At 74.7% G+C, this 12,456-nt stretch carries 11 protein-coding genes; 7 read left to right on the forward strand and 4 right to left on the reverse strand.

The window, feature by feature from the left end:
* Window positions 1–13 precede the first annotated feature (13 nt).
* Window positions 14–1,897: a glycosyltransferase gene (locus tag ABD665_RS10130; RefSeq protein WP_204910768.1), complete on the reverse strand. Its 1,884-nt coding sequence runs from the start codon at window positions 1,895–1,897 to the stop codon at window positions 14–16.
* 97 nt (window positions 1,898–1,994) lie between these two features.
* Here ABD665_RS10130 and ABD665_RS10135 point away from each other — a divergent pair, with 97 nt between their 5' ends.
* On the forward strand, window positions 1,995–3,278 hold the full coding sequence (locus tag ABD665_RS10135; protein WP_204910767.1) for an MFS transporter: 1,284 nt from the start codon (window positions 1,995–1,997) through the stop codon (window positions 3,276–3,278).
* Between the two features lie 79 nt (window positions 3,279–3,357).
* A complete protein-coding gene (locus tag ABD665_RS10140; RefSeq protein WP_204910766.1) occupies window positions 3,358–5,076 on the forward strand; it encodes an AarF/UbiB family protein in 1,719 nt (572 codons plus the stop codon).
* Window positions 5,077–5,610: 534 nt separating this feature from the next.
* Here ABD665_RS10140 and rocD read toward each other — a convergent pair.
* Together rocD and ddaH are read right to left on the reverse strand one after the other, a co-directional pair.
* Window positions 5,611–6,879 carry an ornithine--oxo-acid transaminase gene (rocD, locus tag ABD665_RS10145; RefSeq protein ID WP_204910765.1) on the reverse strand — a complete coding sequence of 423 codons (1,269 nt, stop codon included), beginning with the start codon at window positions 6,877–6,879 and terminating at the stop codon, window positions 5,611–5,613.
* Entirely contained in the window at window positions 6,876–7,778 is a 903-nt protein-coding gene (gene ddaH, locus ABD665_RS10150; RefSeq protein ID WP_344742176.1) for a dimethylargininase, read from the reverse strand. Before ddaH ends, rocD begins: the two co-directional genes overlap by 4 nt.
* Window positions 7,779–7,844: 66 nt before the next feature.
* Here ddaH and ABD665_RS10155 point away from each other — a divergent pair, with 66 nt between their 5' ends.
* The 5 genes from ABD665_RS10155 to ABD665_RS10175 are packed head-to-tail and all read left to right on the forward strand — an operon-like array spanning window position 7,845 to window position 11,872.
* Entirely contained in the window at window positions 7,845–8,270 is a 426-nt protein-coding gene (locus ABD665_RS10155) for an Lrp/AsnC ligand binding domain-containing protein (RefSeq protein ID WP_204910764.1), read from the forward strand.
* Window positions 8,267–9,139, forward strand: coding sequence for a putative protein N(5)-glutamine methyltransferase (locus tag ABD665_RS10160; protein ID WP_344742179.1), 873 nt, complete (start codon window positions 8,267–8,269; stop codon window positions 9,137–9,139). Before ABD665_RS10155 ends, ABD665_RS10160 begins: the two co-directional genes overlap by 4 nt.
* 9 nt (window positions 9,140–9,148) lie before the next feature.
* Window positions 9,149–10,075 carry a 3-methyl-2-oxobutanoate hydroxymethyltransferase gene (gene panB / locus ABD665_RS10165; protein WP_204910763.1) on the forward strand — a complete coding sequence of 309 codons (927 nt, stop codon included), beginning with the start codon at window positions 9,149–9,151 and terminating at the stop codon, window positions 10,073–10,075.
* On the forward strand, window positions 10,072–10,959 hold the full coding sequence (panC, locus tag ABD665_RS10170; RefSeq protein ID WP_204910762.1) for a pantoate--beta-alanine ligase: 888 nt from the start codon (window positions 10,072–10,074) through the stop codon (window positions 10,957–10,959). Before panB ends, panC begins: the two co-directional genes overlap by 4 nt.
* A gap of 16 nt (window positions 10,960–10,975) precedes the next feature.
* Complete coding sequence (locus ABD665_RS10175; protein ID WP_204910761.1) at window positions 10,976–11,872, forward strand: hypothetical protein; 897 nt, start codon at window positions 10,976–10,978, stop codon at window positions 11,870–11,872.
* Window positions 11,873–11,902: 30 nt separating this feature from the next.
* On the opposite strand, the gene ABD665_RS10180 is transcribed toward ABD665_RS10175, so the two are convergent.
* Window positions 11,903–12,445, reverse strand: coding sequence for a GNAT family N-acetyltransferase (locus ABD665_RS10180; protein WP_204910760.1), 543 nt, complete (start codon window positions 12,443–12,445; stop codon window positions 11,903–11,905).
* Between the last annotated feature and the right edge of the window lie 11 nt (window positions 12,446–12,456).

Here is a 12,456-nt window from a genome sequence, read left to right on the forward strand (position 1 = left end):
GCCTCGCCCGGCGCTACCGCTTGCGGAGGCTGACGTTCCCGTGGGCGGTGGAGTAGAGCTGGCCGCCCGAGAGCTCGACCCCGCTGGGCCCGTTGAGGCGCAGCCGGCGTACGGAGGAGCCGGCCGTCACCTCGAGGTAGACGTCGGCGACCCGCTCGCCGACGGTCACCGCCAGCGGGTCGAGCGCCCCGTCCAGACGTAGCGTCGCACCCTCCGGACCCGTGGTCGCGTCGACCGTCAGCGGCTGACGCCAGGGCCGGCCGCTGTCCCGGCCCACGAGCAGCCACCGCGCCGTCGGGGCGGGCGGCGGCGTCGGGTCGGTCCAGGTCTCGACGTCCCACGTGACCGTCGCCTCGGCCCCGAGGGCGAACCGGCCGTCCGCGGTGCCCACCTCGAAGGTCGGCACGCGCAGCGACGTGAGGCTGAGCCGCCGGGCGCGGCCGGCCACGGCGGCCCGCTGCACCTCGACCCACCGACGGAACACCTCGGCGTCGGTGAAGGCCGAGAGCCGCTCGCGCGCGTTGTCGCGCAGCTGCCGGACCCGGCGGGGCGGCAGCGCGAGGAAGCGGTCGATCGTGTCGGCCAGGGCCGACACGTCGCCGCCCGGCACGAGGAAGCCGGTCTCGCCGTCGACCAGCAGCTCGTCGGGGCCGTAGCGGATGTCGTACGCGATGGGCACGCAGCCGGCCGCCATGCTCTCGAGCAGGACGAGCGACTGGCCCTCGGTGGTGGACGTCATCAGCGAGAAGGACGCGGCCGCGAAGTGCCGGGCCGCGCCGGGCGCGTAGCCGTGCAGCACCACCTGCCCGGCGCTCCCGGTCGCGGCGACCGTCGCCTCGATCGAGGCGAGGCTCCCGGCGTCCTTGCCGTAGACGTCCAGCCCGAAGTCGGGGGCGCGCCCGCCCCGGGCCTGCACCAGCGCGACGGCCTCGACCGCGTGCTCGATCCGCTTGAGCGGCTTGAGGGTCGCGACGACGACGCCGCGCTCCGGGCGGTCGGGACCGGGCCGGAGCCGGGACAGCAGCGACCGGGGCTGCGCGGGCTCGGGCACGACCGGCGGACCGGCGTTCGGGACGGCGTGGAGGTTCGGGGCGTCACCGAACCGTTCCGCGACGTCGCGGCGCTGCTTGCCGGTGAGGAACACGACCGCGTCGAAGCGGTCCAGGTGCGGGATGATCCGGCGGTGCGCGACGTAGAGGTCGCCGAGGTAGGGGTTCGACGCGTCCGCGAGGTGCGACTCGTGGAAGACGTGGATCGTCGTGGCCCGCGGGTTGCGGTAGCGCGAGAGGAAGCGCGCCGTGCTCTTCGACTCGTTGACGACCACCGCCGGCCCGTCGCCGACGAGGTGGTCGAGCCAGAGGTAGTAGACGTCCCACGTGCTGCCGGCCAGGACGGTCGGAACGCCGTCGGGGCCGAAGAACTGCTGGTAGCGCTTCTTCTCCCCGTCGACCTCGACCGGGAAGTCGCGGGCCAGGAGGCTCCCGTCGGCGCGGAACATCTGCGAGTGCACGAGCTCGCGGTGCTCGTCGTACGTCCGCAGGCACCAGCGGCTGCCCTCCTCCTCCACCGTCGGCACGCCGGTGTCGGCCGCGGGCGGGGTGTGCGGGAGCGTCGCGAGGCGCTCGGTCAGGACACCCTCGGCGTCCCAGGCGCGCAGGTCGCTGAACAGCGTCCGTACGGTCACGCCCTCGGGCAGGCTGCCGCGGCGGGTGAGCCGTTCGGTGATCTCGGCGCTGTCCTGCAGGGCGCTGAAGGTCAGCAGGTCCACGGGCCGGCCGCTGCGCTGCACCTGCTCGCCGACCCGGCGCAGGGTCGCGGTCGTCTGACCCGCGTACTGCTCCGGGACCCACCAGGTGGTCACGAGCTGGCGGGCCGCTGGGAGCTCCTCGGTTGCCACGGCGACACTCTCCCACCGCGGGGCCCCGGCACCGCGGACCGCGTGGCTCCGGTCGTCGTCCGCGTCACCGCGGCGGGTCGAGTAGGTTAGCCGCGCTATGGCTGTGCTGCTGGACCTGACCCCCCTCCGCAGCGCACCCGCCTACCGTCGGCTCTGGCTCGGGCTGAGCGTCTCGAACCTCGGCACCCAGTTCACGGTCACCGCCGTGGGCCTGCAGGTCTACGCGATCACCGGCTCCACCTTCTCCGTCGGCGTGCTCGGCGTCTGCGCGCTCGTGCCCCTGGTCCTGCTCGGCCTCTACGGCGGAGCGCTCGTCGACGTGTACGACCGGCGCAAGGTCGCCCTCGTGGCCTCGATCGGGCTGTGGGTCGTCTCCGGGCTGCTCGCCCTGCAGGCCTGGCTGCACCTCGACTCGGTCGTGCTGCTCTACGCGCTCGTCGCGCTGCAGTCGGCCGGGTTCGCCGTGAACAACCCGGCCCGGTCCGCGATCATCCCGCGCCTCGTCGAGCCGGCGCTGCTGCCCGCCGCGAACGTCCTGCAGACCGTCTCCTGGAACATCGCCTTCGTCGTCGGACCGCTGCTCGGCGCGTTCCTGGTCGCGGGCGGGGACTTCGGGCTGGCGTACACGGTCGACGTCGTGCTCTTCAGCGCGGCGCTCTGGGCGCTGTGGCGGCTGCCGGACCTGCCGCCCGTCGAGGCCGTCGAGGGCGCGCCCACGAAGCGCGGGCTCGCGTCCGTGCTCGAGGGGCTGCGCTACCTCGCCACCCGCCCGAACGTCCGGATGACCTTCCTGGTCGACCTCACGGCCATGATCCTGGCCATGCCGCGGGTGCTCCTCCCGGCCGTCGGGGTGCTCTGGCTCGGCGGCGGCGCGGCCACGACGGGCGAGCTCAGCGCCGCGTTCGCGGTCGGCGCCGTGCTCGCCGGCCTGCTGTCCGGCGGCCTCGTCCGGGTGCGGCACCAGGGCCGGGTCATCGTCGGCTCGATCGTCGTCTTCGGGCTGGCGGTCGCCGCGTTCGGCCTCGTGCTGCTCGGCGTCGGGCCGACCTCGCCCGCGGACGTGGTCGTCCCCGCGCTGGTGCTGTCCTTCGTGTTCCTGGCGCTGGCCGGTGGTGCGGACGCGGTCAGCTCCGTGTTCCGCCAGACGATCCTGCAGGCCGCGACCCCGGACGCCATGCGCGGGCGGCTGCAGGGCGTGTTCATCGTGGTCGTCGCCGGCGGCCCGCGGCTCGGCGACCTCGTGCTCGGTACGGCGGCGGACCGGGTGGGCGAGGCCTGGGCCGCGCTCGGCGGCGGCCTCCTCTGCGTCGTCGTGCTCGTCGTGGTGATCGCCCTGCAGCGGCGCTTCTGGGACTACGACGCGCACGACCCGCAGCCCTGAGGCCGCCGGGTGGCGCGGAGGACGTTGTTAGGGTCGGACGCGTACGTGTGCCACCCAGGCGCCCGAGGCGGGGAGCCAGATGAGTGACATCGGCGGGGTGCTGATCCACCAGCGCCGTCGCGTCGTCGAGATCGTCGACGTGTTCGCCCGGTACGGGTTCACGCAGCTGGCCTCGGTCTTCGGCGCGGCCACCGGCGACGAGCCGTCGCGGATCCCGTTCCACCGGGCCGGGCTCCGGATCGCCGGGCTGGCCGACCCCGAGCTGGTGGCGATGACGACCGGCGAGCGGCTGCGCGCCGCACTGGCCGAGCTCGGCACCACCTGGGTCAAGCTCGGGCAGATGCTGAGCCTGCGGGCCGACCTCGTCGGCGCCGACATCGCGGAGGCGCTCAAGGGGCTGCAGAGCACCGTCCCCGCCGACGCCCCCGGGCTGGCGAGCGCCACCGTCGAGACCGAGCTCGGGCACCCGGTCGCCGTCGTGTTCGCCTCGTTCTCCGACGAGCCGCTGGCCTCGGGTTCCGTGGCCCAGGTGCACGCGGCGACGCTGCACGACGGCACCGAGGTCGTCGTCAAGGTCCTGCACCACGACGCCGACCGCAAGGTCAAGGGCGACATCGAGCTGATGAAGGTGCTCTCCCGGTCCGTCGAGTCCCTCGACCCCGGCCTGGCCCGCTACAACCCCGTGGCCATCGTCGACGAGTTCAGCGACCTGATGAGCGGCGCGGTGGACTTCACCGACGAGCTGGCCAGCCTGCAGCAGATCGGCGCCAACCTCGCGGTCGAGCCGGACATCGTCGTCCCGCACGCCTACCCCGAGCTGTCCACGTCCCGGGTGCTGACGATGACCCGGATCTACGGCGGTCCGGTGGACACCCGCGAGCACCTCGAGGCCTCCGGCTGGACCGTCGAACGGTTCGTCCAGCGGACCAGCGACGTGTTCCTGGCGATGATCTTCCGCGACGGCATGTTCCACGCCGACCCGCACCCCGGCAACTTCCTGATCCCCGACGCGGGGCACCTCGCGATCCTCGACTTCGGCGACGTCGGCTACCTGACGCCGAGCCGCCGTCTCGACTTCCAGGCGCTGCTGCTCGCCATCTCCGAGCGCGACGCGTCCGACTTCACCCACGCCCTGATGGCCGTCACCCGGGCCTCGGTGGAGGTGGACGAGGACGTCGTCCAGGGCGACGTCGAGGAGTGGATGCAGCGCTGGCTCGGCGGCGGCGTGAGCGAGCAGGACCTCGGCCCGGCGCTGGAGAACCTCCTGATCCTGATCCGGGCGGACCACCTGACGTTCCCGTCCGACCTGCTCATGCCGCTGCGCGTGCTGCTGCGCCTGCAGGGCCTCGGGCTCCAGCTCGGCAGCACCGTCCCGCTCGACGACATGCTCCGGCCGTACCTGACGCAGATGCTGGCCGACCGCTACAAGCCGGCCGCCCTGCTCAAGCAGGCCCGTCGCACGCTGCGCAGCTGGGAGCGTCTCCTCGGCCCGCTCCCCGACGAGCTCGCCGGCCTGGCCGTACGGCTGCGCCGCGAGGGCGCCCAGGTCGACGTCAAGGTCCACGACCCCGACGAGGTGATCGACAAGCTCATCGACGGCCTGCTCGCCTCCGCCTCGATCGTCGGCGCCTCGCAGCTCCTCAGCCGCCGTACGCCCCCGACGGTGCAGGACTTCTCCGTCCCGGGCGTCGCCGTCGGCGTCCTCGCCGCCTACACCTGGCGCCGCCTCCAGGTTCGCCGCGACTCCCACAAGCCGCTCCGGAACCGTGTGGTGGGGTTCATCAGCCGCCGCTTCTGACGCTCGCGTACGTCCAGACGCGAGCCGGGGCAGCGCCCGAGCAGTCGGGGTGCGCGAGTGGCGCCACTCGACACGCAACACGCCTCGTGCGCGTACCGGTTGGCGCCACTCGCGCAACCAGGGGTGGGGTGGCGGCCGTAGGTGTGCGCTCCCGCACCTCGACACGCCGCCCCCGCGTGCGGGCGCGCGCACTCGCGTACGAGCCCGCTCCCCGTTGCTGCGCCTGTGTCCTCGAACCCTGAAGCCGCGAAGCCCTGAAGCGCCCAGAACCCTCGAGTGCGTCCGGGCGCCCACCGTGCGCGTGAGTGGCGCCACCCGACACGCGACACGCCGCGTGCGCCTACCGGTTGGCGCCACTCGCGCAACCAGGGGTGGGGTGGCGGCCGCAGGTGTGCGCTCCCGCACCCCGACACGCCGCCCCCTGGTGCGGGAGCGCGCACTCGCGTACGAGCCCGCTCCCCGTTGCTGCGCCTTTGTCCTTCAACCCAGGGGCCGCGAAGCCCTAGGGCGAACCAGACCGCTCGAGCACGTCGCTCAGGCGGCCAGCTCCCGCAGCACCGCCTCGAGGGCGTCGAGGCCGGCGTCGAGCTGGGCCTGGGTGATCACCAGCGGCGGGGCGAGGCGGATGGTCGAGCCGTGGGTGTCCTTGGCCAGGACGTGGCGGCGGGCGAGGGCCTCGCAGACGTCGCGGCCGGTGCCGAGCGCGGGGTCGACGTCGATCCCGGCCCACAGTCCGCGGACGCGGACGGCGACGACGCCGTGCCCGACGAGGCTCTCCAGCCGCTCCCGCAGGTGGTCGCCGAGCCGCAGGGCGCGCTCCTGGAGCTCGCCCGTGGCCAGCATCGCGACGACCTCGTGGCCCACGGCGCAGGCGAGCGGATTCCCGCCGAACGTGCTGCCGTGCTGGCCCGGCTGCAGCACGCCGAGGACGTCCGCGTCCGCGACGACGGCCGAGACGGGCACGATGCCGCCGCCGAGCGCCTTGCCGAGCAGGTAGACGTCGGGAACGACGCCCTCGTGCTGGCAGGCGAGGGTGCGCCCCGTACGCCCGAGCCCGGACTGGATCTCGTCGGCGATGAAGAGGACGTTCTGCTCGCGGGTCACCTCGCGAACCCCGGCCAGGTAGCCGGGCGGCGGGAGGCGCACGCCGGCCTCGCCCTGGATCGGCTCGAGCAGGACGGCCACCGTGTCGTCGGTGATCGCCGCGCGCAGGGCGTCGAGGTCGCCGTACGGGACGGTGACGAAGCCGGGCGTGTACGGTCCGAAGTCGTCGCGCGCGTCGGGGTCGTCCGAGAAGCTGATGATCGTCGTCGTGCGGCCGTGGAAGTTGCCGCCGGCCACGATGATCTGCGCCCGGCCGGCCGGCACGCCCTTGACCCGGTAGCCCCACTTGCGGGCGACCTTGATGCCCGACTCGACGGCCTCGGCGCCCGTGTTCATCGGCAGCACCATCTCCTTGCCGACGAGCGCGGCGAGCGCCGTGGCGAAGGGGGCCAGCTGGTCGTGGTGGAAGGCGCGCGAGGTGAGCGTGACGCGGTCGAGCTGGGCGCGGGCGGCGGCCAGCAGCCGCGGGTGGCCGTGGCCGAAGTTGGTGGCGGAGTACGCGGCGAGGAAGTCCAGGTACTCGACGCCGTCGACGTCGGTGAGCACCGCGCCCTCGCCGCGGGCCACGACGACCTCGAGCGGGTGGTAGTTGTGCGCGACGTGCTCGGCCTCGGCCGCCAGCAGCGCGCCGGCCTCGCCCGACGGCCCGGGGCCATCGAGGGCAGGGGTGTCGAGGACGGGGTGGTCCAGGAGGGTCATCGTGGGTCTCCTTCTGAGGTGGCTCCGGGCGTGCTGGGCGTCGGGCGGATCTCCTGCGTGCAGCACTTGACGCTGCCGCCGCCGAGGACCAGCTCCGACGTGTCGATCTCGACGGGCACGTAGCCCCGGGCCTCGAGGGCGTCGCGCAGGTGCGGGGCGCCGGTGGGCATGAAGACGTGGCGGCCGTCGCCGACGAGGTTGAGGCCGAAGGCGAAGGCGTCCTCGGCGTCGGCGAGCACGGCGTCGGGGAAGCGCTCCGCGAGCACCGCCTGGGCGGCGGCGCTGAAGGCTCCGGGGAAGTAGGCGACCTGGTCGGCCGCGGCGTCGAGGACACCGAGGGCGACGTCGAGGTGGTAGAACCGCGGGTCGACCAGCTCCAGGCTCACGACCTCCCGGCCGGTCAGAGCGGCGAGCTCGGCGTGCGCGGCGACGCTCGTCCGGAAGCCGTGGCCGGCGAGCACCACGGAACCCAGCACCGCGAAGTCACCCTCCGCCTCGTTGACGGCCACGGGCTCGGCCAGGCCGCGCCCGCCGTAGAGCACCCCGGAACGTTCGTGCCACGCCCGGTGCACCGCCGCCTCGGCCGCGCGCTGCGGCGTCGCGAACCGCGCGAGCAGCGTCCGCCCGTCGACCACGGTCGCGCCGTTCGCGGCGAAGACCAGGTCCGGAAGACCCGGCACCGGCTCCAGCAGGTCGACCCGGTGTCCGGCGCGCTCGTACGCGGCGACAAGGTGGGACCACTGCGCGTGCGCGCGGTCGCGGTCGACGGGGACGCGCGGGTCCATCCACGGGTTGATGGCGTAGGTGACGTCGAAGAAGGTCGGCGGGCACATCAGGAAGTGCCGCGGCGAGACCCGCCGCTGCGGGGTCTGCGGCCGGCTCGGCACGGTGGTCGTCACGTGTCCAGGGTATTTCGGTCGAGCCGCAACAGCCGTAGCATGACGTGCGAACTCTGGGGGAGAACGTTGCGTATTGATGACATCGACCGCAAGATCCTTGCGGCTCTCGGCGAGAACGGCCGGGAGAGCTACTCGACCCTGGGTCTCCGGATCGGGCTGAGCACGGCGGCCACGAAACGGCGCGTCGACCGGCTCCGGCAGGACGGCGCGATCCAGCGCTTCACGGCCGAGATCGCCCCGGCCGCGCTCGGGTGGACGATCGAGGCCTTCGTCGAGCTGTACTGCGAGGGCCGGGTCCCGCCGGACCGGATGGCCGAGATGGTCAAGACGATCCCGGAGGTCGTCCAGGCCTGGACCGTCACCGGGGAGTCCGACGGCATCCTCATGGTGCGCGCGCGGGACGCCGGCCACTTCGAGAAGGTGCTCGGGCACATCCGGACCTACCCGGGCGTGAGCCGGACGCGTTCGGCGATCGTCCTCTCCCACCTGTGATCCCCGCCGGGCCCGAGGGCGCAGCGGGATCCGAGGAGGCCGCCGGCTTCGCGCCGCTGGTCCTCCGGCTGCGGGCCGCGGGCTGCGTGTTCGCCGAGGAGGAAGCCGCGCTGATCCTCGAGCAGGCCGAGGCCGTCGGCGGGGGTGCCACCGAGGTCGACCGGCTCGCCACGGCCCGCGCGGGCGGGCTCCCGCTGGAGCAGGTGCTCGGCTGGGCCGCGCTCGCCGGGGTCCGGGTGGCGGTCGAACCGGGCGTGTTCGTGCCGCGGCGGCGTACGGAGCTCATGGTCGCCACCGCCGTCGCTCTCGAGCCGGCGTGGCCGGACGACCACGGCCCGGTCGTGCTGCTGGACCTGTGCTGCGGCTCGGGGGCCGTCGGTGCCGCCGTGGCGCACGGGTTGCGCGCGGCCGGGACGGACGTCGAGATCACGGCCGCCGACGTCGATCCCGTCGCCGTCCGCTGCGCCCGACGGAACCTGCCCGGCGCCCGCGTGCTGGAGAGCGACCTCTTCGCCGGGCTGCCCGCCGACCTCCGGGACCGCGTCGACGTCCTCACCGCGAACGTCCCGTACGTGCCCACCGACGCGCTCGCGCTGATGCCGCGGGAGGCCCGGGAGCACGAGCCGGCCTTCGCGCTGGACGGCGGCGTGGACGGGCTCGAGGTGCTGCGCCGGGTGGCCGCGGAGGCGCCCGCCTGGCTCGCTCCGGGCGGAACGCTGCTGGTGGAGACCAGCGAGCGCCAGATCGACGCCGCGCAGGAGGCGATGGCGGCGGCCGGGTTGACCCCGTCGGTTCGTACGGACGACGACCTGGGAGCGGTGGTCGTGCTGGGGTCTCGCGGCCGACGACGGGCCGGCCCCCGCCGGTAGGCTCGAAGGATGACCGACGCTGCCGGAGACCACGCCCCGACGGAGGCGCGACGGATCCGGTTGACCGACTTCGCGCGCGCCAAGCGGGAGGGCCGCCGCTGGGCGATGCTCACCAGCTACGACCAGTACACCGCCTCGATCTTCGACGCGGCGGGCGTCTGGGCGCTGCTCGTCGGCGACTCCGCCGCCAACAACGTCTTCGGCTACGACACCACGCTGCCGGTGACCGTCGACGAGCTGCTGCCGCTCGTGCGCGCCGTCGCCCGGTCCACCCGGCGGGCCTTCGTCGTCGGCGACCTGCCCTTCGGCTCGTACGAGGACGGCCCCTCCCAGGCGCTGGAGACCTCCATCCGGTTCATGAAGGAGGGCGGCTGCCACGCGGTGAAGTTCGAGGGCGGCGTCCGCGTCGCCGAGCAGATCCGCAAGGTGACGGGCGCCGGCATCCCGGTCATGGCCCACATCGGCTTCACCCCGCAGAGCGAGCACCAGCTCGGCGGCTACCGCGTGCAGGGCCGCGGGACCGGCGCCGAGCAGCTGCTGGCCGACGCGCGCGCCGTGGCCGACGCGGGGGCGTTCGCGGTGGTCATGGAGATGGTCCCGGGCGACCTCGCCGCCCAGGTCACCGCCGAGCTCGACATCCCCACGGTCGGCATCGGCGCCGGGCCGGGCTGCGACGCCCAGGTGCTCGTCTGGCAGGACGCGATGGGGCTGCGCCAGGGCACGATGGCGCGCTTCGTCAAGCAGTACGCCCAGCTCGGCCAGATCCTCGAGCAGGCCGCCGCGACCTACGTCGAGGAGGTGTCGAGCGGCGTGTTCCCGGCCGCCGAGCACACCTTCGGCGACCCCTCCGTCCCCGCCGCCGCCTCCGTCCCTGCCACCACGCCCGCCGACGGCCCGGTCGTCCCGACCGAACCGCCGGCACCCGCCCGCGCATGAAGGTCGCGCGCAGCATCGCCGAGCTCGTCGGGCTCCGCGCCGAGGTGCCGGCCGGGAACCGGGTGGGCTTCGTCGCGACCATGGGGGCCCTGCACGCCGGGCACGCCTCGCTGATCGAGCAGGCGCGGGCGCAGAGCGACACCGTGGTGGTGAGCATCTTCGTCAACCCGCTGCAGTTCGGCCCGGGCGAGGACTACGCCCGCTACCCGCGCCCGCTGGAGGCCGACCTCGACCGGTGCGCCGAGCTCGGCGTGGACCTCGTCTTCGTGCCGTCGGTCGGTGATCTCTACCCGCCGGGTCGCCAGGTCAGCGTGAGCGCCGGGACGATGGGCACCGTGCTCGAGGGGTCCGCGCGTCCCGGCCACTTCGACGGCGTCCTGACCGTCGTGCTCAAGCTCTTCAACCTCGTACGCCCCCAGGTCGCGGTCTTCGGCCGCAAGGACGCGCAGCAGCTGGCGTGCGTGTCCCGGATGGCCGTCGACCTCAACCTCGACGTCCGCGTCGTCGGCGCCCCGACCGTGCGGGAGCCGGACGGGCTCGCGCTGTCGAGCCGCAACGTCTTCCTCTCCCCCGCCGACCGCGGCCTGGCGCTGAGCCTGGTCGGCGCGCTCGAGGGGGCGGCCGCGCAGCCGACCCTGGCGGGCGCCCTCGACGCCGCCTGGGCGGTGCTCGACGAGGCCAGCCTGGAGCCGGGCTTCGAGCTCGACTACCTCGCGGCGGTCAACCCGGAGACGTTCGCCGAGGTGGCCAGCGACCACCCGGGCGACGTCCTGCTCGTGGTCGCGGCAAAGGTCGGCGCGGTGCGCCTCATCGACAACGTGATCCTGCGCCACCCGGAGCCGGTCGTCCCGCTCACCGTCCCCCGGCTGCCCTCCCCGCGCTAGGCGCCTTCCGGCAGCCATGACGGACCTCGAGGACGCGGCCACGGAGCTCTACGCCCTGGCTCCCGAGGACTTCGTGGCGGCACGGACCGCGCGGGTCAAGCAGGCGCGGGCGGCCAAGGACCGGCCGCTGGCCGCCGCGATCGGCGCGCTGCGCAAGCCGACCCGGACGGCCTGGCTCGTGAACCTCCTCGCCCGCGACGACCCCGACGCCGTCGGGTCGCTGCTCGACCTCGGCGACGCGCTGCGGGCGGCCCAGGACCAGAGGGACGGGGCGACGCTGCGGGAGCTCTCGGCCCGCCGGCGCAAGGCGATCGACGCCCTCGTCCGCCGCGGCACCACGCTCGGGCGCGAGGCCGGGCACCCTCCGACCGAGGCGACCCTCAACGAGGTGGCCCAGACCCTGCAGGCCGGGCTCGGCGACCCCGGCGTCGCGGAGCAGGTGCGGGGCGCGCGGCTCGCCGGTGCGGCGGTCTACGGCGGGTTCGGGGGGCCGGCCGAGCCAGGCGCGGCACCCTCCGACGGCGGCGGGGACCTCGCCGCGCTCCTGGCGGCGTCGATGCCCGCCGGGAAGGGCAGGTCCTCCAAGGACAAGGGCAAGGCGTCCGGCCCGAGTGCCGAGGACGAGGAGGCGGAGCGCGTACGCCGGGAGGCCGCGGAACGCCGCGCCGCGCTGGAGCAGGCCCGGGACCAGGCCCGCGAGGCCCTCGACGAGGCGCAGGAGGCGGCGGACCGGGCGACCGAGGAGGCCGACCGCCGGGCCGAGGAGGTCGATCGGCTCAAGGAGGAGCTCGCGCACGCGGAGGACGCGGAGCGGGAGGCGGGCACGGCCGCCCGCGCGGCCCGCGAGGAGGTCCGCAGCCGTCGCGCGGCCGCCGAGGAGGCCGAGGAGGCGTTGCGCGCCGACGCGGGCTGAGGCCCGCGGCGGGCCCGGCGACGACGGGGGTCAGGCCAGCGGGAGCACGTACGCCACGGTGTCGCGCAGCCGGTGCCCCTCGGGGAACCGCGGGTGCGCGAACCGCCCGTGCTCGACCATGCCGAGGCGACGCATGACGGCGAGGGAGCGGACGTTCGCGGGGACGGTCATCGACCAGAGCCGCGGCAGGCCCAGCCCGCGCGCGACGCGCACCGCCTCGGTGGCCGCCTCCGTCGCGTAGCCGTGGCCCCAGGCGGAGCGGGCGAGGCGCCAGCCGACCTCCCACTCCCCCGCGCCGGGCGTCCCGGGGGGCATCGGGTGGAGGCCCGCCCAGCCCAGGAGGGTTCCGTCGGAGCGCCGTTCGACCGCCCACAGGTCCACGCCGCGCTCCGCCCAGCCGGTCCGCAGGGCGTCCATCAGCGCGTCGCTCCCGGCCCGGTCGAGCACGCCCGCCAGGTGCGCCATGACCTCGGGATCGGCGTTCAGGGCGGCGAAGGCCGGGCGGTCGGCGTCGGTCCAGCATCGCAGCCGCAGCCGCGGCGTCAGCACCTCGGCGACCTCGGCGGCGTCCATGGAACCCACCG

Source organism: Microlunatus spumicola, assembly GCF_039536445.1.
GTDB classification, from domain to species: domain Bacteria; phylum Actinomycetota; class Actinomycetes; order Propionibacteriales; family Propionibacteriaceae; genus Microlunatus; species Microlunatus spumicola.